General features: G+C 24.6%; 25 protein-coding genes. 14 read left to right on the plus strand and 11 right to left on the minus strand.

The window, feature by feature from the left end:
- The first annotated feature begins 176 nt into the window (after positions 1-176).
- The 14 genes from NBW53_RS05810 to NBW53_RS05870 all read left to right on the plus strand — a co-directional run bounded on the left by NBW53_RS05810 (position 177) and on the right by NBW53_RS05870 (position 10,722).
- Entirely contained in the window at positions 177-1,118 is a 942-nt protein-coding gene (locus NBW53_RS05810) for a TIGR01212 family radical SAM protein (RefSeq protein WP_250277313.1), read from the plus strand.
- A gap of 50 nt (positions 1,119-1,168) precedes the next feature.
- On the plus strand, positions 1,169-2,110 hold the full coding sequence (locus NBW53_RS05815) for a 3'-5' exoribonuclease YhaM family protein (protein ID WP_250277314.1): 942 nt from the start codon (positions 1,169-1,171) through the stop codon (positions 2,108-2,110).
- Positions 2,110-2,403, plus strand: coding sequence for a hypothetical protein (locus NBW53_RS05820; RefSeq protein WP_250277315.1), 294 nt, complete (start codon positions 2,110-2,112; stop codon positions 2,401-2,403). The genes NBW53_RS05815 and NBW53_RS05820 overlap by 1 nt, the downstream gene beginning before the upstream one ends.
- Positions 2,388-2,939 carry a CRISPR-associated protein Cas4 gene (gene cas4 / locus NBW53_RS05825; protein WP_250277316.1) on the plus strand — a complete coding sequence of 184 codons (552 nt, stop codon included), beginning with the start codon at positions 2,388-2,390 and terminating at the stop codon, positions 2,937-2,939. The genes NBW53_RS05820 and cas4 overlap by 16 nt, the downstream gene beginning before the upstream one ends.
- A 15-nt stretch (positions 2,940-2,954) precedes the next feature.
- A complete protein-coding gene (locus tag NBW53_RS05830; protein ID WP_250277317.1) occupies positions 2,955-3,092 on the plus strand; it encodes a hypothetical protein in 138 nt (45 codons plus the stop codon).
- Entirely contained in the window at positions 3,082-4,434 is a 1,353-nt protein-coding gene (gene rlmD / locus NBW53_RS05835; RefSeq protein WP_250277318.1) for a 23S rRNA (uracil(1939)-C(5))-methyltransferase RlmD, read from the plus strand. Before NBW53_RS05830 ends, rlmD begins: the two co-directional genes overlap by 11 nt.
- 22 nt (positions 4,435-4,456) lie before the next feature.
- The gene (locus NBW53_RS05840; RefSeq protein ID WP_330651595.1) at positions 4,457-5,314 is read left to right on the plus strand and encodes a tRNA lysidine(34) synthetase; all 858 of its coding nucleotides are present in this window, start codon (positions 4,457-4,459) and stop codon (positions 5,312-5,314) included.
- A 114-nt stretch (positions 5,315-5,428) separates the two neighbouring features.
- The gene (locus tag NBW53_RS05845; protein ID WP_250277319.1) at positions 5,429-6,316 is read left to right on the plus strand and encodes a sigma-E processing peptidase SpoIIGA; all 888 of its coding nucleotides are present in this window, start codon (positions 5,429-5,431) and stop codon (positions 6,314-6,316) included.
- Positions 6,317-6,355: 39 nt separating this feature from the next.
- Positions 6,356-7,063 (plus strand): RNA polymerase sporulation sigma factor SigE, encoded by a 708-nt coding sequence (gene sigE / locus NBW53_RS05850; protein ID WP_250279012.1) that lies wholly within the window; start codon positions 6,356-6,358, stop codon positions 7,061-7,063.
- A 346-nt stretch (positions 7,064-7,409) separates the two neighbouring features.
- Positions 7,410-8,306 (plus strand): HAMP domain-containing protein, encoded by an 897-nt coding sequence (locus tag NBW53_RS05855; protein ID WP_250277320.1) that lies wholly within the window; start codon positions 7,410-7,412, stop codon positions 8,304-8,306.
- A 111-nt stretch (positions 8,307-8,417) separates the two neighbouring features.
- Complete coding sequence (locus tag NBW53_RS10185) at positions 8,418-8,546, plus strand: hypothetical protein (protein ID WP_408647054.1); 129 nt, start codon at positions 8,418-8,420, stop codon at positions 8,544-8,546.
- Positions 8,488-9,087, plus strand: coding sequence for a methyl-accepting chemotaxis protein (locus NBW53_RS05860; RefSeq protein ID WP_250277321.1), 600 nt, complete (start codon positions 8,488-8,490; stop codon positions 9,085-9,087). The genes NBW53_RS10185 and NBW53_RS05860 overlap by 59 nt, the downstream gene beginning before the upstream one ends.
- A gap of 224 nt (positions 9,088-9,311) precedes the next feature.
- Complete coding sequence (locus NBW53_RS05865; RefSeq protein WP_250277322.1) at positions 9,312-10,034, plus strand: radical SAM protein; 723 nt, start codon at positions 9,312-9,314, stop codon at positions 10,032-10,034.
- Positions 10,027-10,722, plus strand: a complete 696-nt coding sequence (locus NBW53_RS05870) for a queuosine precursor transporter (protein WP_250277323.1) — start codon at positions 10,027-10,029, stop codon at positions 10,720-10,722. Before NBW53_RS05865 ends, NBW53_RS05870 begins: the two co-directional genes overlap by 8 nt.
- Positions 10,723-10,777: 55 nt before the next feature.
- Here the strand turns inward: NBW53_RS05870 and NBW53_RS05875 are convergent, their stop codons facing one another.
- The 11 genes from NBW53_RS05875 to ftsW form a co-directional block, all read right to left on the minus strand.
- Positions 10,778-11,716 (minus strand): copper amine oxidase N-terminal domain-containing protein, encoded by a 939-nt coding sequence (locus tag NBW53_RS05875; RefSeq protein WP_250277324.1) that lies wholly within the window; start codon positions 11,714-11,716, stop codon positions 10,778-10,780.
- Positions 11,717-11,871: 155 nt separating this feature from the next.
- Positions 11,872-12,258 carry a MerR family transcriptional regulator gene (locus tag NBW53_RS05880; protein WP_250277325.1) on the minus strand — a complete coding sequence of 129 codons (387 nt, stop codon included), beginning with the start codon at positions 12,256-12,258 and terminating at the stop codon, positions 11,872-11,874.
- Positions 12,259-12,335: 77 nt separating this feature from the next.
- Positions 12,336-13,142, minus strand: coding sequence for a Cof-type HAD-IIB family hydrolase (locus NBW53_RS05885; protein ID WP_250277326.1), 807 nt, complete (start codon positions 13,140-13,142; stop codon positions 12,336-12,338).
- 13 nt (positions 13,143-13,155) lie between these two features.
- Positions 13,156-14,281 (minus strand): peptide chain release factor 2 gene (prfB, locus tag NBW53_RS05890; protein WP_250277327.1). Its coding sequence is split into 2 segments (ribosomal slippage): positions 13,156-14,202 and positions 14,204-14,281, totalling 1,125 coding nucleotides; the frame shifts between segments, so codons are not numbered across the junction.
- Positions 14,282-14,364: 83 nt separating this feature from the next.
- Positions 14,365-16,875, minus strand: coding sequence for a preprotein translocase subunit SecA (secA, locus tag NBW53_RS05895; protein ID WP_408647056.1), 2,511 nt, complete (start codon positions 16,873-16,875; stop codon positions 14,365-14,367).
- 207 nt (positions 16,876-17,082) lie between these two features.
- Positions 17,083-17,571 carry a tRNA (uridine(34)/cytosine(34)/5-carboxymethylaminomethyluridine(34)-2'-O)-methyltransferase TrmL gene (gene trmL / locus NBW53_RS05900; RefSeq protein WP_250277329.1) on the minus strand — a complete coding sequence of 163 codons (489 nt, stop codon included), beginning with the start codon at positions 17,569-17,571 and terminating at the stop codon, positions 17,083-17,085.
- Between the two features lies 1 nt (position 17,572).
- Positions 17,573-18,022 carry a chemotaxis protein CheX gene (locus tag NBW53_RS05905; RefSeq protein ID WP_250277330.1) on the minus strand — a complete coding sequence of 150 codons (450 nt, stop codon included), beginning with the start codon at positions 18,020-18,022 and terminating at the stop codon, positions 17,573-17,575.
- Positions 18,023-18,279: 257 nt separating this feature from the next.
- Entirely contained in the window at positions 18,280-18,435 is a 156-nt protein-coding gene (locus NBW53_RS05910) for a hypothetical protein (RefSeq protein ID WP_250277331.1), read from the minus strand.
- A gap of 166 nt (positions 18,436-18,601) precedes the next feature.
- Positions 18,602-19,465: a ribosome biogenesis GTPase YlqF gene (ylqF, locus tag NBW53_RS05915; RefSeq protein WP_250277332.1), complete on the minus strand. Its 864-nt coding sequence runs from the start codon at positions 19,463-19,465 to the stop codon at positions 18,602-18,604.
- 212 nt (positions 19,466-19,677) lie between these two features.
- On the minus strand, positions 19,678-20,346 hold the full coding sequence (ispD, locus tag NBW53_RS05920) for a 2-C-methyl-D-erythritol 4-phosphate cytidylyltransferase (protein ID WP_250277333.1): 669 nt from the start codon (positions 20,344-20,346) through the stop codon (positions 19,678-19,680).
- A gap of 10 nt (positions 20,347-20,356) precedes the next feature.
- Positions 20,357-21,556 carry a putative lipid II flippase FtsW gene (ftsW, locus tag NBW53_RS05925; protein WP_250277334.1) on the minus strand — a complete coding sequence of 400 codons (1,200 nt, stop codon included), beginning with the start codon at positions 21,554-21,556 and terminating at the stop codon, positions 20,357-20,359.
- Positions 21,557-21,563 lie beyond the last annotated feature (7 nt).

Below are 21,563 nucleotides of genomic sequence, written 5' to 3' on the forward strand. Positions count from 1 at the left end.
AAAAATCACTTTGCTTTTTAGATTAACAAAAAATTTAGCTTATTGTCAATACTTTTCTTGAAAATATATTTTAAATTTACTATAATTGTTATTATATTAAATTTTTATAAATTTATTTTATTCTAACTATTATTTGTTACATTTTATTATATTATTATAAATTAGAAAGGCATTTTATGTATAAAGAATATTCAAAATATTTAAAAGAAAAATATGGACAAAAAGTATATAAACTACCAATATCTTTAAAAGAAACAAATTGCCCTAATAGAGATGGCAACTTAGGCTTTGGTGGTTGTACATATTGTGGTGTTGAAGGTGTTGGATTTGAAAATCTATCTTCAAATCTTTCTGTAAAAGAGCAGCTTTTAAAAAATAAAGAATTTATATCAAAAAAATATAAAGCAAAAAAATTTATAGCTTATTTTCAAAGCTATTCAAATACGTATATTCCATTAAATTTATTTGAAAAATATGTAAATGAAGCTATAATTGATGATATTGTGGACATATCTATATCTACAAGACCAGATTGTATAAGTGTAGAATATTTAGATATATTAAAAAAAATTAAAGATAATCATAATGTAGATATAACAATAGAGCTTGGCTTACAAACTGCAAATTATAAAACACTAAAAAAAATAAATAGAGGACATACATTAGCCGAATATATACAGGCAGTAAATATTATAAAAACTTATGATTTTAATGTATGTACACATGTTATATTAAATCTTCCGTGGGATACAATAGAAGATACAATAGAAACAGCTAAGATAATATCTATATTAAATACAGATTTTGTTAAGCTACACGCTTTATATATAGAAAAAAATACTGTCCTTGCTAAACAATATTTAAACAATGAATTTACTATGTTACCTCTTGAAGATTATATAGAAAAAACAATTACTTTTTTAGAATATCTATCTCCTAATATTGCAATACAAAGAATTATAGGTAGAGCACCAGAACAGTTTACATTTTTTTCAAATTGGGGTATGAGTTGGTGGAAAATTAAGGATATGATAGAAGAAAAAATGATAAATGAAAACAGATTTCAAGGCAAACTTTTTAACTATTCTTGCAATAAATCACTTAAAAAATTTGACTAATTTGTATTTACATAGTATATTTATATTATAAAATATTTGGAGGATTATCAATGAGATATATTTCGGATTTTAAAATTGATGAAACGATAGTTGAACATTACCTTTGCAAAAAAAAACAAACACTAAAATCTCGTACTGGTAAAAACTATCTTTCTTTGTTGCTTCAAGACAAAACAGGTACTATAAATGCAAAAGTTTGGGACCTTAACAATCAAATTCAAAGTTTTGAAGAAAACGATTTTATAAAAATAGATGCTACTGTTTTATCTTATCAAAATGAACTACAACTAACTGTTAGAAAAATAAGACGTAGCCAAGAAGGAGAATATGACCCTATGGATTATATCCCTTCTACAGATAAAAATATAGAAGAACTTTATCAAAAAATTGTAAATATTATAAATAGTTTAAAAAATAATTTTATAAAATCTCTTTTAGAAAATATTTATATAAAAAATGATACTATAAGAGAAAAATTTAAAACACATTCGGCTGCTAAAACTATGCACCACAGCTATATGGGAGGTCTATTAGAGCATAGTTTATCTATATGTCAGATATGTGATTTTTTATCTAGCCATTATCCTTACGTAAATAGAGATTTATTATTAGCCTCTGCACTTTTACACGATGTTGGTAAAATGTTTGAGCTATCTCCTTTCCCAGACAATGATTATACAGATGATGGTCAACTTTTAGGACATATAGTAATTGGTGTTGAACTTATAACAAAAGAATGTAATAATATACCAGATTTTCCTCATCAATTACAATCACTTTTAAAGCATAGCATACTTTCTCATCACGGTGAATACGAATTTGGCTCACCAAAAAGACCAAAAACAATAGAAGCTTTTATCTTACATTGTGCAGATGAACTAGATGCAAAATTAAAAATATATGAAGATAGTATATTTTCTGATAACACAACTTGTAATTGGGTTGGATATCATAAAATGCTAGCTAGAAACCTTAGAAAGTCTAATTTTTAATGTATAATGATAACGAAAAAATATCTGCTAGTGAGATAAATAAATATTGCTATTGTGAATATAGTTGGTACTATGAAAGGTTATATGGTAAAAAATATATTAGAGAACAATATAAAAAACGAAATGATAACCTAGATTTTACTTACAAAACAATAGATAATTTTAAAAGAGGAATAGAATTTCACGATAGTTTTTTAGCTAAAAGAAAAGTTAAAGTAATATTTAAAACTTTAATATTAATTTTCTTCATATCTTTATTATTATTTATTTTAAAATTATGTGGTATTTTTTAACGTTTATATTTTTAACATTAACTTTTATACTTTTAGCAAAATCTAAATCTATTAAAAAAACTAAATCTAAATCTTTAGCTCCTTTTGGATATACTTTATTTTATACAGACCAAAATACAAAAACAAGAAAATCTAACGTTATATATAAAAAACTTCTATTTTCAGAAAAATATAATATACAAGGTAAACCAGATTTTATATATAAAAAGTTTAAGACTTGCTATGTAATAGAGCTTAAAAGTGGTTTAATAAAAGATGACCCTATGCCTCATACTGGTGATTTATTACAACTTGTGACTTATTTTTTAATAATAGAAGATTTGTATGGGTATAAAGTAAAAAAAGGAAAGCTTATATACAAAGACTATTGTTTTGTTGTTAAAAATACTAGATATTTAAGAAAATATCTTTTAAGTGTATTATCCGATATGAGAAAAATGTTAAAAACAGGTGATGGTGAGCCTACTTGCAATTTTGCCCATTGTAGGTATTGTATGTGTAGACAAACGGTTTGTGATTTTTATGATAAACTTTAAAATTTAGAGGTTTTTATGAAAAAAGATATTAAACAAAATAATATTGAAAAAGTTTTAAATATGACAGATGAAAAACTCTTAGCTAAAGCTTTACAACAATATTTAAAATTAGATAAAAAAGATATAAAAAAAGGTACTAAAAATGAAAATTAAAAAAAATGATTATTTTAATATAGATATAACTGATATAGGTATAAATGGAGAAGGCATTGGTAAAATAGATAATTTTACTATATTTGTAAACGGTGCTTTATCAAATGAAACCATTAATATAAAAATTATTAAAGTTAAAAAAAATTATGCCTATGGTAAGCTTATAAATATAATTAAACCATCGCCTTTTAGACAAACACCTTCTTGTCAACATTTTAATAAATGTGGTGGTTGTAATCTTCTTCATCTTTCCTATGATGAACAGCTTAATATAAAAGCTAAATTTATACAATCTAACTTAAAAAAAATTGCTAAAATAGATAATATAAGTGTAAATAAACCTATTGGTATGGATAATCCTTTTCATTATAGAAATAAAGCCAGTTTTCCTATCAATTTTACAGACAAAATAAATATAGGTTTTTATAAACCTCGCTCTCATAATATTATTAATATAGATAATTGTATTATACAACACCCTATAAATAATATTATAATAGAAAAAACTAAAGACTTTATTAAAAAAAGTAATATATCTATATATAATGAAAATAATGGAAAAGGTGATTTAAGACATATTGTAACTAGAATAAGCACAAAAACAAATGAACTTCTAATATGTGTAGTTGTAAATAATACTAAGTTTTTATATAAAGATTTACTTATAGAGTGTTTTAAAGATATACCTAATTTAGATAGTATTGTTATAAATTATAACACCAAAAATAATAATGTTATTTTAGGAAATAAAACAGAAACTATATTAGGCAAAGGATATATTGTAGATTATATAAAAGATTTAAAATTTAATATATCTCCCCTATCTTTTTATCAAGTAAATCCTACTCAAGCAGAAGTTTTATATCAAACTGCTTTAGATTTTTGTGATTTAAATGGTGATGAAATTGTTTTTGATGCTTATTGTGGTATAGGTACAATATCTTTATTTTTAGCTAAAAACTGTAAAAAAGTATATGGTATAGAAATTGTAGAAGATGCAATAAAAAATGCTAAATCAAATGCAAAGCTAAATAATATACAAAATGCAGAATTTTATGTAGGCAAATCTGAAGAAATTATACCAAACCTTATATTTAAAGAAAATATATATCCAGATGTTATAGTAGTAGACCCACCTAGAAAAGGCTGTGATAAAGCTTTATTAGATGCAATAGCTAAAACTTCTATTAAAAAACTTGTATATGTATCTTGTGATAATGCTACATTAGCTAGAGATATTTCTTATTTATCTAACTTTGGATTTAAACTTAATAAAATACAACCTGTGGATATGTTTTGTATGACTACTCATATAGAATGTGTAGCACTAATAACTAGATAATTTATAATTTTGGAGGACAATTTTGGAAAATAAAAGACTTAATGAAATAGAACGAAGCATTATAAAAAAATATAGAAAAACTATATGGCGTGGATTTATAAAAGGTATAAAAAAATATGACCTTATAAAAGAAAATGACAAAATAGCCGTTTGTATATCCGGTGGTAAAGATTCTATGCTTTTAGCAAAGCTTATGCAAGAACTACAAAAACACGGAAAATTTCATTTTGAAGTAAAATTTATAGTTATGAACCCTGGCTATAGCAAAGAAAATATGGACAAAATTTTAGAAAATGCAAAACTTTTAAATATACCTATTAATGTTTTTGAAACTAGTATTTTTGACATTGTTATAGATATAGAAGATAATCCTTGCTATCTTTGCGCTCGTATGCGCCGTGGACATTTATATAGTAAAGCTAAAGAGCTTGGTTGTAACAAAATAGCTCTTGGTCATCATTTTGATGATGTTATAGAAACAATCCTTATGGGTATAATATATGGTGGTCAAGTTCAAACTATGATGCCTAAACTACATAGCCTTAATTTTGAAGGTATGGAGCTTATAAGACCTATGTATATGGTTAGAGAAGAAGATATTATAGCTTGGGCTAAATATCATCAATTAGAATTTTTAAGATGTGGTTGTAGATTTACAGAAAATATTGCATATGAAAATAAAGAACAAAGTGGTTCTACTCGTCAAAATATAAAAAATTTAATAAGAAAACTTAGAGATGATAATCCTAATATTGAAAAAAACATATTTAATAGTGTAGAAAATATAAATTTAAGTACTATTATTGGATATCATAAAGATGGAAATTTTTATAACTTTTTAGATGATTATGATAATCGCGTAAAAAAAATGGGCTTTTAGCTCATTTTTTTTATTTATATGTCTATTTATTTTTTTCTTTTTAAACTAGAATATAACAAAATTTTCTTTAATTTATCTATATAATCTATATATAAAAGCTTTTGGAGGGATTTAATGCAAATAGAAGTTTATATAGACGTTTTATTTTTTATAAATTTTATAATGGTTTATTTTATATTTTTTATAGTTAATAAGCTTAATAAAAATAAAACTAGCTTAAAAAAAATTGCATTAGGTGCATTTTTAGCAACAATCCTTTACATTTTAACTATTATTTTTGTACCATATAATAAAATATTAAGTATTTTTATAATATTTTTTATTTTTATAATATCCATTATAATTAGTTTTAAACCAAAAAATATTAAAGAATTTTCAAAGTTGTTTTTAATGGTAAATATAGTGGCTTTTTGCATTGGTGGCGGAAGTATTGCTATTTTTTACTATACAAATTTTAACTATTTTTTAAATTTTACATTACAAAATTTACCATTAAAATTTTTAATAATTTCTATCATCTGTACATACATAATAATTAAAATTTTTCTATCTTGGTATAAAAGAATATTTCTAAAAAAACAAAGCTTTTATAATATTACATTATACAAAAATAATACAAATGTATCATTAAATGCACTTTTAGACACTGGAAATACCTTAAAAGAACCTATAACAAAAAAACCTGTTATAATTGCAGAATTTGTAGCCTTAAAACCTATTCTACCAGAAAATCTAAAAGTCATTTTTTATGAAAAACAAGAAAATGACCTATATAAACTAATGGAACTAGGACATACAGCTGATATACGTCTTATACCCTTTAAAAGTGTTGGAAAAGAAAATGGTATGTTAATTGGTATAAAAATAGATAAATTAGAAATAGATACAGAAAATAAAATTATATTAAAAGATGCAATAGTAGCTATATCAAACTTTAATTTATCAAATGATAACTTTTACAATGCTCTTTTAAATCCTGAATTAATAAATTGTTTTAACTAATACAAGCTCTATAAAAATGGAGGTAATGCTATGCTTGCTATGAAAAATATATTAAAAAATATTATAAATATTTTTAAGGAAAAAGATGATGATAGTATCTTTTATATAGGTGGTGCTGATGTATTGCCTGCCCCATTAACAAATGATGAAGAAGCTGAGATAATAGCTCTTTTAGGTACAGACAAAGATGAAATGGCTAAATCCAAACTTATAGAAAGAAATTTAAGGCTTGTTGTTTATATCGCTAGAAAATTTGAAAATACTGGTATTAATGTAGAAGATTTAATATCTATAGGTAGCATAGGTCTTATTAAAGCTATTAATACATTTAAGTGTGATAAAAATATAAAACTTGCTACATATGCAACAAGATGTATAGAAAATGAAATACTTATGTATCTTAGAAGAAATACAAAAACAAAAACAGAAATATCTATAGATGAACCTTTAAATGTAGATTGGGAAGGTAATGAACTATTATTATCTGATATATTAGGTACAGATGTAGATATAATATCTAAAAATTTGGAAGAAGAAATAGATAGAGAATTATTAAAAAAAGCTATAAATAAACTGGATAAACGAGAACGTATAATAATAGAACTTAGATATGGTATATTTTCTGACGGTATAGAAAAAACACAAAAAGAAGTAGCCGATATGCTAGGTATATCTCAATCTTATATATCTAGATTGGAAAAAAGAATAATTAGTAGGCTAAAAAAAGAATTTATTAAAATGATGTAATTTATTAATAATAAAATTTTCTTATATTTAAATTGTAAAAAATATAGTAACTCCTTTAAGTTTATTCTAATATAATAATATTATGTTTAGTATATATAAATTTTTGTATGTTATTAAAAAATTATTTATATTTAGAATATTGAAAATATTTTTATTTTAATCTATAAACTTTTAGGAGGTATAAAATGATTGACAAATTACCCATTATGAAAAAAATGGCATTAGGATTTGGAACAACTATATTTTTTACAATTATTTTGTTTTTTTATCTACTTCAACATTAATAATTAGTAATCGCTTATATTCTAAAGAATTAGAAACTAGCAAAACAGTTATATTTGAAAGTATGAATTCTTTCGAAAAAATTATTAACTTTAGAATTAAATCTATATCATATAAAACCCCATCTGAAATAAATACAAAAGATTTAAATGAAATTAAAAAAATAAAGCAAGACTTAAATACTTCTTATGAAGAAGCTTTAAATAGTTTAGAAACTTATAAAAATGCTTGCTTAAGTTTAAATAGAACTGAAGATGTTGCTAAAATTGAAGAAAATATCCAAGAATTAAAACAATATAATGATTTAAATTTACAATATCTTAATGAAATAAGTAATGAAAATAACTCTGATAAATTAAAAGAAATAGAAAAACAACATAATGAAATAGGAGATAAACTTTTTGATTATGCTTATGAAGCACCAAAATCAAGTTTTAATGAATTTTCTATACATCAATCTGCATTAAGTGAACGTATTCAAGATAAAATAACTTTAATTAATATTTTATTTATTTTAATATTTGATATAAGTATATTTTTAGCTATAAGAATTTCCAAAAATATTAGCTCCCCTATAAAAGAATTACAAAATGCTATATATCAAGTTTCTAAGGGAAATACAAACGTTAAACTACCATTAAATTCTAAGGATGAAATTGGCAAACTAGCACAATTTTTTAGCACTATGATAAATACATTAAATAATATTTTATTAGACATTAAAACTTTATCTACAGAATTTGAAAAAGGAAATATATCTTATAGAATAGATGAAGGTAAATATGAAGGTGTTTTTAATGATACAATTAAATCTATTAACATTACAGCTGATAGCCTTATAGATGATTCTTTATATATTATAGAAAAAGTTAAAGAGTTTGGTAATGGAGAGTTTAATAATGATATTAAACAATTTATAGGTGAAAAATCTATTATTACTACTGAATTATCATCAGTATAAACTTATTTAAAAAATGTATCAAATGACATTGTTGGTCTTATAAACGCTGGTAATGAAGGAAATTTAAAATTTAGGCTAGATACTTCTAACTATGTAGGACAATGGCAAGAAATAACTAATGGTTTAAATACATTTATAGAAAATGTTGTTCTTCCTATTAAAGAAACTCAATATATACTTTATGAATTTGCAAAAGGGAATTTTAGCATTAGAAACAAAAGAAAATGCAAGTATTGGTAGTAATCAAATGAACAATATGCTTTTGGATATGGAAGAAATTAATGTGTCATCTAATAGTATATACAATATAATAAAAGTAATAGATGATATTGCTTTTCAAACAAATGTACTAGCATTAAATGCTGCTGTTGAAGCTGCTCGTGCTGGTGACCACGGTAAAGGATTTTCTGTTGTTGCCGAAGAAGTAAGAAATCTTGCCGCAAGAAGTCATCAAGCTGCTAAAGAAACTACTCAACTTATAGAAAGTTCTGTTCAAAAAGTAGAAGAAGGCTCTAAAATAGCTAATTTAACTGCTGACTCTTTATTAAATATAATATCACAAATAGATGAAATATCTAATTTAATTAACTCTTGTGCTGTATCATCTAAAGAACAAGAAAAATCTATAGAACAAATTAATATTGGTATAACTCAAATATCTAGCGTTACACAAGTAAATACTGCTACAAGTCAAGAATCTGCCGCAGCTTCTCAAGAATTGTCAAGTCAAGCTGATGTGTTTTATAATTCTGTTTGCGATTTTAAAACAAAAAAAGATTAAAGTATTGAATTTATATGTATATTTTGATATAATAATAACCATAAGTAAAATTATGGTTATTATTATATAGACAGTTCGAAACCTCCTGTCTTTAAACAAAACTAGGTCAAATTAAATATTTATTTTTATTATATTAATTTGAGCTATTTGTATAGCTCTTTTATTTTATAATCTTTCATTAATTTGACATAGTATAGGTTTTACTGTCTAAAAATGGAGGAATTATGGATAATTTAATTAGATATTCCGTTATAAACCAAAAAAATAAAAGAGAATTTCTTCTTCTTATTGGTAGTGGTTGTAAATGGAAAAAGTGTAGTTTTTGTGATTATCATACAGATTATAATAAAAATGAAGATTTATGTTACAAAATAAATGAAAAAGAACTAAATAAAGTAACTGGAAGATATCATACTATAGAAATAGTAAATTCTGGTAGCTTTGTAGATTTAGATAAAAAAACTATGAAAAAAATAGAAGATGTATGTATAGAAAAAAATATTAAAACACTACATTTTGAATGTCATTGGGCACATAAAGATGATATTATCCCTTTAAAAAATTATTTTAAAAATATTGGTATAAATGTAAAAACAAAAATAGGTATAGAAACATTTGATTATTACTATAGAGAAAGTTTCTTAAATAAGGGTATAGAAGAGCAAGATATTAACATAATAAAAAAATATTTTGATGAAGTATGCCTATTACAAGGTTTAGCTGGGCAAAGTGTAGAATTTATGCTTAAAGATATTGCCTTAGGCCTTGAACATTTTGAAAGAATATGCATAAATATAATGGTTAAAAATAAAACAAAAATAAAGCCCGACCCTAACACTATAGAAAATTTTATAAAATATATTTATCCTATATATAAAGATAATAATAGAGTTGATATTTTATTAGAAAATACAGATTTTGGTGTTGGAGGTACTAAAAATGCTTAATAATGAAATCCTTTTAATATTATCAATATTTATTATATATGGAATGGTTTTATTATGGTTTTATATCTTTGGTGATAAAGGTCTTTTATGCTTTACAGTATTTGCAACAATTGCAGCTAATATAGAAGTTTTATTAGTTATAAAAGCATTTTCTTTGGAGCAAACTCTTGGTAATGTATTATTCGGAGCAAGTTTTTTAGCTACTGATATGTTAAGTGAGTTTTATGGTAAAAAAAGCTCTAAACAAGCTGTTATAGTTGGTATTTTAACTTCTATATTTTTTATCATTTTGTCACAAAGTTGGCTTTTGTATGATGTTGTTAATGATTTAGACAAACCTTTTAAACTAATTTTTTCTAATACACCAAGAATTATGATATCTAGTATAATTGTTTATGCTATAAGCCAATTTTTTGATGTGTGGGTATATCATAAATGGTGGTCTTTTACTGAAAAAATAAGTGGTGATAAAAGAAAATATCTTTGGTTAAGAAATAATGCTTCTACATTAACATCTCAACTTATAAATTCTTTATTATTTACATTTTTTGCATTTTATGGTTTATATGATATAAAAACTCTTATAAGTATATTTTTATCTAGCTACTTTATATTTATAATAACAAGTATATTAGATACCCCTGTTATTTACATATCAAGATTTATACATGAGAAAAAATTAAAATAAAACTATAAAATAAGTTATAATAAATACTGTTATTTATTATAACTTATTTTATATACTATAATTTATATGAAGATATTACTATATTCTCATTATTATCTACTGCAAATAACATTTCTAAAATTTCACTAAAATATGATATAGGAACATAAGCTTTACCGTTTTTTATTTCTGGCGGAAATTCTAATTGTCTTATAATTTTATTGTTTTTATCTGAATACTTATTTTCTCCTATAACAAGATATGAAATGAATTTTCCATCTTTTAAAACAGTTATAGAATTTGTACTATTTTGCCAGCTCATACTATATCCAAAATATTCTAAAACATCTCTTAAAGGTACCATTTTAACATTATATTCAGATTTTTTATAATAGCTATTTTTATTTATTTGATAATTTTTTAAATTATTATAAGGTATTTCAAATATTATGTTACCTTTTTGAGGAAATGTAATTTTCCCTGCTCCAAAAATAACATAAACATTATTATTTTTTATATAAAAAGGTGTAGATTCAGATACCTTTTTATATGTAACTCCCAAATCAGATGCTTTATTAGATACAATTTTATTTGTATAATTTAATCCATTTACACCTAAACAAGTATTTATAGAAATAAAACTATTGGTTTTTATATTAAAATTTATACTATATGGAGTAACTTCATTTGTGTATAAATTTTTAAAATATATAATTACCGATATTATATTCTCATCTTCTATAATATCATATGATATTTCTATTTTGTTTGTTGTTTTTTGAGAATACGATGTTATTTTATTTTTTATAGTATCTTCTATACTTTTATTTACATTTTTTTGAAAAGATATATTTGAAAATCCAGAAATAATAGGATATTCACCAGTTATAATCGTATTATCTTTTTTTATATTTACAATACTATTTTCTACATTTATATTAGAATTAGCATATATATTAAAAGTAAATAAAAATATAAAAATAAAATTAAAAAGTATGCCTAATATTTTTTTCATTTTTATACCCTTTCTAAAAATTTAATGTGTTATATATATTATTACATTTTTTTTTAAATAATACAATTACAATAATATTACAAATTTATTATAATTTTGTTTAAGTATAAAAATTATTAAAATATATTAAAGCATACTATTAAAATTTATTATTTTTACTTTCTTTTTATATGCATTTTAGCTGTAGGTTGACGGTCATCATTTGTTATTAAAACACTTGATAAATTTTTTGAAACTTTATCTGAACAAGCTCGACAATATTGCCCACTTTTTATAGATGTACCACATTTTACACATTTTAAAATTTCACCTATTCCATCTGTAACCTCTAATCTACCTTCTCTTAAATATTTAAAAATTTTCTTAGTAGATACACCTGTTTCTTCAGATACAATATTTATATTAGCACCTCTATTTTCTCTTAAATAGTCTCTTACTTTTTCAAACTCTTTTTCTTCTTCTTTAACACATTCACTACATATTAAACTGCCACCAACAGGCGAAAATATTTTTTTACACTTAGGGCAATTTTTTATAGACATATAACAAGTCCTCCTTCTAATTTAAATACTTAAAAATACTCATATATTATAATGTTTGCAATAAAAATTGTCAATAATTACTCCAATATATACTTATTTACAACTTTTGCTACACCATCATTTTCATTAGTATCTGTAATAAAATCAGCTATTTTTTTTATTTCTTCAATGGCATTACCCATTGCTACACCAAGCCCTGCAGTTTCTATCATAGATATGTCATTATAACTATCGCCTATTGCTATTGTATCTTCTATATTAATATTTAATTTTTCACAAAGACGTAATATACTTTTACTTTTATCTACTTCTTTATTCATAAATTCTAAGAAAAAAGGTTTAGTAATTGTCATAGTCATTTTATCTTTTATTATAGGCTTTAACATTTCTTCTACTTCTTTTAAATGATTAGGAGATTGTAACATTATAACTTTTACACATTTTTCTGGCAAAGAAGATATAAAGTCATTACACATATTGATTTTCATACCTGTTATTTCACTTTCAATATATGTATAAGGATTATCTGTACAAGTTAATATTTCATCACCGTTATATGTATGTATAAAAGTTTCATACTTTAATGATAAATTATATAATTCTTCTACTTGATTTTTAGTTAAATCAATTTCATATAAAACTTCTTTTGTTTTATAATCAATTATTCTAGAGCCATTATAAGATAATACATATCCACCAAACTTATCAAGCTCTAACTCATCTGCAATGTTTTTAATAGCAAAAGTTGGTCTACCAGAAGCTAAAACTACCTTAACCCCCTTTTCTTGAGCTAACTTTAAGGCTTTTTTATTACCTTCAGATATTTTGCCATTATCTAATAATAACGTATCATCCAAATCTAAAATTATCATTTTATATTTCATAATAAATTACCTCTTAATTAAAATTTTTATTTACAGAATTTATTTGTAAAAGATAGCTATTTATAAATCTATCTATATCTCCGTCCATAACAGCTTGTGTGTTTCCTGTTTCTTCATTTGTTCTATGGTCTTTAACCATATTGTAAGGATGAAAAACATAAGAACGTATCTGACTTCCCCAGCTAATATCTTTTACTTCACCTCTAATATCGGTAAGCTTTTCTTGTTGTTTTTCTAATTCTAATTTATATAATTTAGATTTAAGCATTTTCATAGCCGTATCTTTATTTTGAAACTGTGAACGTTCACTTTGACATTGTACAACTGTGTTGGTTGGTATGTGAGTAATTCTTATTGCAGACGAAGTTTTATTTACATGTTGTCCACCTGCTCCACTAGCACGATAAGTATCTATCCTAAGGTCATCTGGGTTTATTTGAAAATCTATTTCTTCACTTATTTCGGGCATAACTTCACAAGATGCAAAAGATGTATGTCTTCTACCTGAAGAGTCAAAAGGAGATATTCTAACTAATCTATGGATTCCTTTTTCACTTTTTAAATATCCATAAGCATTTTCTCCATTAACTTGTATAGTAACAGATTTTATTCCCGCTTCATCACCAGCTAAAAAGTCAAGCTCTTCATAGGTAAATCCTGCTTTTTCTATCCATCTTGTATACATTCTATAAAGAATACTAACCCAATCACAAGCTTCTGTCCCCCCTGCTCCAGAATGAAGTGTTATTATTGCATTATTTTTGTCATATTCACCATTTAAAAGAGTAGATATTCTAAGGGTTTCATATTCATTTAAAAAATTTTCTTTTAAATCTTTCACTTCAGGAATTAAGGTTTCATCATCTTCTTCATTTCCTATTTCTATGAGAGTTATTAAATCTTCGTAGCTAGTAACTAATGTTTCATACTTTTCTACATTAGTTTTTAATGTTTTTGTTTGTTGTGAAATTTTTTGTGCATTTTCTAAATCGTTCCAAAAGTCAGGGTCTGCAGATATTTCTTCTAATTCTTCAATCTTTAACAATTTATTATCAATGTCAAAGAGATTCCCTCATTTCTTTTAAATTTTGTTTATAAGGCTGAATTGTACTATATATTTGTTCAAGCTCAAATAACATTTTATCACTTCCTTTAATAAATTTATAAGCTACTATTAAATATTTTACAAAGTGGTATCTATAATAATAGATACCACAAAAAATTAATTATTTATACCACAACATTGTTTGTATTTTTTGCCACTTCCACAAGGGCATTCATCATTACGACCTACTTTAGGTTCACTGCGTTTTTTAGGTTGTTTTCCAAAGCTTTCATCTTTATTAGTTGAAATAGGTGTTGCAACAACTTCTCTTTCCATATGAGTTTCAACTCTTAAATTAAATAATCCTTTTATTGTATCAAATAAAATATTATAATTCATTTCTTCAAACATATCATAACTTAAGTTTTTATACTCTACAATAGGGTCTCTTTGTCCATAAGCCCTAAGAGTAATACCTTGTCTCATTTGTTCCATATTATCTAAATGGTCCATCCATTTTTGGTCAACTACTCTAAGTAATATTACTCTTTCAAGTTCTCTAAGCTCTTCTGAACCTATTTCTTGTTCTTTTTTATCATAAAATTCTTTAGCTTGGTTATATATACGTTCAACAAGTTTATCTTTAGTAAGAGTATCTTTATCATCACCATCTAAATAAATATTATTTAAGTGGAATGGAGAAAGTGCCTCATTAAGTCCAATTAAATTCCATTGTTCTGGATATTCATCATCACCTATAAATAAATCAACTTGACCTTGAATAACATTTTTTATCATAAGATAAATTTTTTCGTGAATATCTTCACCAGTTAAAACTTTATATCTTTCTGCATAAATAGTTTCTCTTTGTTCATTCATAACACGGTCATATTCTAAAAGATGCTTACGTATAGAGAAGTTATTACCCTCTACTTTTCTTTGAGCATTTTCTATACTTTTTGTAAGTAATTTACTTTCTATCGCTTCATATTCGGATATATTCATTCTTTCAAAAGTTTTAATAAGATTATCTCCACCAAATAAACGCATAAGGTCATCTTCTAATGCTATATAAAATCTAGATTCACCTTTATCACCTTGACGTCCTGCACGCCCTCTTAGCTGGTTATCAATACGTCTAGATTCGTGTCTTTCAGTACCTATTATTTTAAGTCCACCTAAATCTTCCACGCCTTCTTCAAGCTTAATATCTGTACCACGTCCTGCCATATTAGTAGCTATTGTAACAGCACCTTTTTGACCAGCAAGCTCAACTATTTCTGCTTCTTTTTCATGATATTTAGCATTTAACACTTGATGTTTTATACCTTCTTTTTTAAGAAGTTTACTTATCTCTTCAGATTTTTCAATAGTAACAGTACCAACTAAAACAGGTTGTCCTTTTTCGTAAGATTTTTTTACATCTTCTACTATTGCGTGTAATTTTCCTTTTTCTGTTTTATATACAACATCTGGGTGGTCAATTCTTTGTACCGGTCTATTTGTAGGTATAGTAACAACATCCATACCATATATTTCTCTAAATTCACTTTCTTCTGTTTGAGCTGTACCTGTCATACCAGATTTTTTTGTATATTTATTAAAGAAATTTTGGAATGTAACTGTAGCTAAAGTTTTGCTTTCTTTTTTAACAGTAACATTTTCTTTTGCTTCAATAGCTTGATGAAGACCATCTGAATATCTTCTTCCGTCCATCAATCTTCCTGTAAATTCGTCTACAATAACTATTTCATCATCTTGTACAACATAGTCTTTATCTAAAAACATTGTATAATGTGCTTTAAGCGCATTATTTATATGATGTTGAATTTCTAAATTATCTGGGTCTGCTAAATTTTCTACGTTAAAGAATTTTTCAGCTTTTTCAATACCCTCTTGAGTTAAAGTAGCTGTTTTAGATTTTTCATCTATAACAAAATCTCCTTCTTCTTTTATTTCTTCTCTAGTTAAAGGATTTAAAGCTTCTTCTTCATTTAATATTTTACCTTTTTTTAAAGTTTTTACAAATGTATTAGCTACTTGGTATAAATGAGTTGATTTACCACTACTACCAGAAATAATAAGAGGTGTTCTTGCCTCATCTATAAGTACAGAGTCAACCTCATCTATAACGGCATAGTTAAGTCCTCTTTGAACAAGGTCTTTTTCATAAACAGCCATATTATCTCTTAAATAGTCAAATCCTAATTCATTGTTTGTAGCATAAGTTATATCACAAGCATAAGCTTGTTGTCTTTCTGGCTTTTCCATATTGTTAAGCACTACACCAACGCTAAGACCTAAAAATTCGTGTATTTTACCCATCCATTCTGCATCACGCTTTGCAAGATAATCATTTACTGTAACAATGTGTACGCCTTTACCAGATATAGCATTAAGATATGCTGGTAATGTAGAAACTAATGTTTTACCTTCACCTGTTCTCATTTCAGCAATACGCCCTTGATGTAATATTATACCACCTATAAGTTGTACTCTAAAATGTTTCATACCAAGAACTCTTTTACCAGCTTCTCTTACAACTGCGAATGCTTCTGGTAACATATTATCTAAACTTTCACCATTATTATATCTATTTTTAAATTCTTGTGTTTTAGCCTTTAATTGTTCATCAGATAATTTTGTCATCTCGTCATCAAGTTTTTCAATTTTATCTACAATAGGCATAATTCTTTTTAATTCTTTTTCACTGTAATTTCCAAATATTTTTTCTATAAGACCAAACACTATAACACCTCTTTAAATTATTTTAAATATCTCAATATAGTTTAACAGAAAGTTAATAAACTTTGCAAGAAAAAATTTTAAATATTAAAACATTATTATATCTCTAATATTTACAAATATTAAATATTTTATTAAATTTTTTTATTATTACCAATGATTTTTATGTAGTTGTCCTTCTTTTAATAGATTATAAAAATTATTTTGTCTAAGTGCTTCATATAAAACAATTGCAACTGAATTAGATAAATTTAAAGACCTATATTCTGAAAGCATAGGTATCCTAATGCAAGTTTCTTTATTATTTAATAAAATTTCTTCTGGTATACCTTTAGATTCTTTACCAAACATAATAAAAGCATCTTTATCATAATCTACTTCTGTATAAGTTTTTTTAGCTTTTGTTGTTCCCATAAGTACTTTTGGATTATTATTTTTTTGTAAAAATTCTTCAAAATTATCATAATAATAAACTTGTAATTTATCCCAATAATCAAGCCCAGAACGTTTTAAAGCTTTATCATCAACAGAAAATCCAAGAGGTCTTATAAGATGCAACTTTGTTCCTGTTGCTACACAAGTTCTGCCTATATTACCAGTATTTGCAGGTATTTCTGGTTCTAATAATACTATATTCATTTTACTCCTCTATCCATACTCCAATTTCAAATATTTTACCAGCTTCTAGCTCCAAAGGTATAGAAACAAACTTATCAACATCACAATTTAAATAATTTTCTTCTAATTTAGGAGTTGTAATATCTATAACTTTTCCATTATTAGAAAAAATTGTAGCAATAGCACCAGATATCATATTAGAAAGCTCACATATTGCACTTTTAGATATATCATCTAAAGTATTAACTTCCATAAACATCATTTTTGATGCTATAAATAATGCTACATTTAAATCAAATGCATAATTTACTTTTCCTTTAATATCCCCAACAATACCTATACTTATATTTATTTTATCCTCAAAAGGTTTTGATTTAATGGAAACTTTACCCATTTTACTATCTAAATTACAAACTGTAGCTAAAACTTGCTTAGTACCTTGTATGAAAGGATTTATAACTTCCACATTCATTGTAATACATTCTCCCCTTAATATAAATACTTTTATAATTTTATTTATACATATTATTTTACTATGATTTTTATATTTTTTCAAGATTTATTTATAATCTATACTATTTTTAAATAAAACTTATATATGTTAATATTATGAAATTAATATATTATATTATTAAAATATAAGAAAATCTTCTATGATATTATTAATTTTATCATAGAAGATTTATTTTTAATTATAAAATTTGCATTTTATATTTATTAAATTTATAATTATTTATTAGTGTTGCAATTACTATGTTTATTGCTATTATATTTATTAGACTTTTTGCTAGAATCAAAGTTCATTTCTTCTGCAAATTCTGTTCTTGCTGTAGATTGATTATTATTTTTATTAGCTTTTAAATTTTTATTATTTTTTTTGTCCATAATAAACGCCTCCTAAAAAATAAATAAATTTTATTAATTATTCTGTAAGATTAGCTTATATTTTAATTATATATTGTAATAAAAAATATTAACTTACCTTACAATAACTATTATTGTCATATATTTATTTTTTATACAGGTTTATTTAAGTAAAATTTATACATTACTAATTTTCAATAAAATCTTCTGGTACTTCTAATGTTATTTTGCCAAGCTTACATCCTCTAAATTCATCTATCAATATATATGCAGATCTTGTTAAATCTATTTCTCCACCCTTTGTTTTAAAGCTTCTAGCTATTCCAATATTTTCTAATATTTTATCTGCTTTATCTTCTTCATCAAAATCTATATTATATCTTTGTTTTAAACTATCTGGATAAATTTGTTTTAAATATTCTATTAAATTTAATGCCAGTGTATAAGTATCCAATATGTCATCATTAACTGCTCCTGTAAAAGCTAATTTTAGTCCTACTTTTTGGTCTTCAAATTTTGGCCATAATATACCTGGTGTATCTAAAAGTTCAAAATCTTTTTTTATTTTTATCCATTGTTTACCTCTTGTAACACCTGGTTTATCACCAGTTTTGGCTAAAGATTTTCCTACAAATTTATTTATTAAAGTAGATTTTCCTACGTTCGGTATACCAACTATCATAGCTCTTGTTGGCACAAAAAGTCGCCCTCTTTGTCTTAATCTTTCTACTTTTTCTTTCATAAGCTCTTTAGATATTTCTGTTATATCTTTAATACCTTTTCCAGTTATAGAGTTTACCAATATAACTTTGCAATTTCTTTCTTCAAAATATTGCACCCATAAATTTGTTTTTTTATCATCTGCTAAATCAACTTTATTTAAAATAACTATTCTTTTTTTATTTTTAGCAAGCTCATCTATTTCTGGATTTTTACTACTAAAAGGTATTCTACCATCTAAAAGTTCTATAACAATATCTACTAATCCTATATTTTCCTGCATCATACGTCTTGTTTTGGTCATATGTCCAGGATACCATTGTATATTCATTTTACCACACCTTTTTATTATTTTATAAATTAAGATAAATTTTTTATAATATTAAATTATCTAATTTTATATTTGCTAATTTTCAAGAAAATTTTACTAATTTTTATTAATAAATAATAACATAATCAATTCATTTTTGTCAATATAATCAAAAAAACAAAAATAAGATATACCAAAAACAATATTTTATGGTTATATCTTATTTTTAATTATCAATCAAAAAATTTTAAATCTTCCTTTGTAGTTATTTTAATATTATCATAATTACCTTCTATTATCATAACCTTTTGCCCAATATTTTCAACTGCACTAGCATCATCTGTAAAAAATAAATTGTTTTTAATACAATAATCATACGCTTTTTTTATTATATCATATTTAAATGCTTGAGGTGTTTGAGCAAGCCATATGTCTTCTCTATTAGGTGTATACTCTATAAACCCATTCTTACATATTTTTATTGTATCTTTAGCTTTTACAGCTAATATGCAAGCATCATACTTATTAGTTTTATCAATTATATTTATTATATCCTTTTCATCTATAAATGGTCTTACACCATCATGAATAAGAACTATACTATTACTACATTTTATACTATTTATACCATTATAAACAGAGTTTAACCTTTCTTTTCCACCTTCTATAACATTTACAATTTTTTTATAATTATATTTTTTTATTATATCACTATTAAAATAATCTATGTAATCTTTATTAGTTACTATTATTATTTCATCTATTTTTGAACAATTTTCGAATTTATCTATTGTGTAACAAACAATAGGCTTATTATTTATTTCTATAAATTGTTTTGGTACATTACTTTCCATTCTTTTGCCTATACCAGAACAAACAATTATTGCTATATTTTTATCCATAGTTTCACCTTTACTCTTTAAAATATCGTGAAAAATTTAATATTAAACCTGTACAAGCCATCATTATTAATAAAGACGTACCACCATAACTAACAAACGGAAGCGGTATACCTGTGTTTGGTATAGTATTTGTAACAACTGCAATATTTATAATAACTTGAACAGCAATCATAGTTGTTATACCTACACATACATAACTCATATAAGTTTTTGGACTTCTAATAGCTGTTATATACCCTCTCCATATAATTGTAGAAAAAAGTAATATAAATATAGTTGCTCCTGCAAGCCCAAGTTCTTCACATATAACAGAAAATATAATATCATTTTGTGCCTCTGGTATAAATCCTAGCTTTTGTCTACTTTGCCCTATACCTAAACCAAAAAAACCTCCAGATGCTATTGCATATAAGGACTGAACTGTCTGATAACCTGTACCAGTTTTTACAGTATCGGCAAAAGGGTCTAACCAAGCCTGCACCCTAGCCATTCTAAATGGGTCTCCAAAGGCAATAATACCAATAAGCCCTAATACTCCTACTAAAATTATTGGTAAAAAATATTTCATTGTAGGAGATGCTACAAATATAATAGACATACCTATAACACCCATTATTATTGCCGTACTTGTATTTTCTATTAAAACTAGTCCTGTTGGTATAGCAAGTATGAAACAACATTTAATAAATCCTTCCCAATTATTTAATATATTAGGATTATCTGATATAAATTTTGATAAATACAATATAAGACCTATCTTAGCAATTTCTGATGGTTGAAAATTTATAGGACCTATAACAATCCACCTTTTAGCCCCATTTACTTCTTTACCTATAAATAAAACTAAAATTAAAAATATAATAGATACAATATATGCTAATCTTGAAAAACTTTTATATACTCTCCAATCTATAGATGTTACTACTGGTAAAATTATAAAGCCTAAAATAGCAAATGTAGCTTGTTTTTTGAAAAAAAATAATATATCATCATATTTTGTTTTTCCTACGTAATAGCTAGCACTAAATACCATTATTACACCGAATGTAACAAGTATTATAAGGCTTAGTAAAATTATAGGGTCTATTTTCCCTCTATGTATAACAACCTCTTCAATTTGCTCTATTTGAAATTTTCTTATATTATCTCTTTTATTTATACGTTGTCTTTCGCTTGCCCTAAGATGTGAGTTTCCTCTTGATGTGGCCAATGTAAAA

The organism is [Clostridium] colinum (assembly GCF_940677205.1).
GTDB classification, from domain to species: domain Bacteria; phylum Bacillota; class Clostridia; order Lachnospirales; family CAG-274; genus Tyzzerella; species Tyzzerella colina.

Bases quoted from the DNA above. Each gene is read 5' to 3' on its own strand.
- NBW53_RS05810 (WP_250277313.1), top strand. From the start codon at position 177: ATGTATAAAGAATATTCAAAATATTTAAAAGAAAAATATGGACAAAAA.
- NBW53_RS05815 (WP_250277314.1), top strand. From the start codon at position 1,169: ATGAGATATATTTCGGATTTTAAAATTGATGAAACGATAGTTGAACAT.
- NBW53_RS05820 (WP_250277315.1), top strand. From the start codon at position 2,110: ATGTATAATGATAACGAAAAAATATCTGCTAGTGAGATAAATAAATAT.
- cas4 (WP_250277316.1), top strand. From the start codon at position 2,388: ATGTGGTATTTTTTAACGTTTATATTTTTAACATTAACTTTTATACTT.
- NBW53_RS05830 (WP_250277317.1), top strand. From the start codon at position 2,955: ATGAAAAAAGATATTAAACAAAATAATATTGAAAAAGTTTTAAATATG.
- rlmD (WP_250277318.1), top strand. From the start codon at position 3,082: ATGAAAATTAAAAAAAATGATTATTTTAATATAGATATAACTGATATA.
- NBW53_RS05845 (WP_250277319.1), top strand. From the start codon at position 5,429: ATGCAAATAGAAGTTTATATAGACGTTTTATTTTTTATAAATTTTATA.
- sigE (WP_250279012.1), top strand. From the start codon at position 6,356: ATGAAAAATATATTAAAAAATATTATAAATATTTTTAAGGAAAAAGAT.
- NBW53_RS05855 (WP_250277320.1), top strand. From the start codon at position 7,410: ATGAATTCTTTCGAAAAAATTATTAACTTTAGAATTAAATCTATATCA.
- NBW53_RS05860 (WP_250277321.1), top strand. From the start codon at position 8,488: ATGAATTTGCAAAAGGGAATTTTAGCATTAGAAACAAAAGAAAATGCA.
- NBW53_RS05865 (WP_250277322.1), top strand. From the start codon at position 9,312: ATGGATAATTTAATTAGATATTCCGTTATAAACCAAAAAAATAAAAGA.
- NBW53_RS05870 (WP_250277323.1), top strand. From the start codon at position 10,027: ATGCTTAATAATGAAATCCTTTTAATATTATCAATATTTATTATATAT.
- NBW53_RS05875 (WP_250277324.1), bottom strand. From the start codon at position 11,716: ATGAAAAAAATATTAGGCATACTTTTTAATTTTATTTTTATATTTTTA.
- NBW53_RS05880 (WP_250277325.1), bottom strand. From the start codon at position 12,258: ATGTCTATAAAAAATTGCCCTAAGTGTAAAAAAATATTTTCGCCTGTT.
- NBW53_RS05885 (WP_250277326.1), bottom strand. From the start codon at position 13,142: ATGAAATATAAAATGATAATTTTAGATTTGGATGATACGTTATTATTA.
- secA (WP_408647056.1), bottom strand. From the start codon at position 16,875: ATGCCTATTGTAGATAAAATTGAAAAACTTGATGACGAGATGACAAAA.
- trmL (WP_250277329.1), bottom strand. From the start codon at position 17,571: ATGAATATAGTATTATTAGAACCAGAAATACCTGCAAATACTGGTAAT.
- NBW53_RS05905 (WP_250277330.1), bottom strand. From the start codon at position 18,022: ATGAATGTGGAAGTTATAAATCCTTTCATACAAGGTACTAAGCAAGTT.
- NBW53_RS05910 (WP_250277331.1), bottom strand. From the start codon at position 18,435: ATGGACAAAAAAAATAATAAAAATTTAAAAGCTAATAAAAATAATAAT.
- ylqF (WP_250277332.1), bottom strand. From the start codon at position 19,465: ATGAATATACAATGGTATCCTGGACATATGACCAAAACAAGACGTATG.
- ispD (WP_250277333.1), bottom strand. From the start codon at position 20,346: ATGGATAAAAATATAGCAATAATTGTTTGTTCTGGTATAGGCAAAAGA.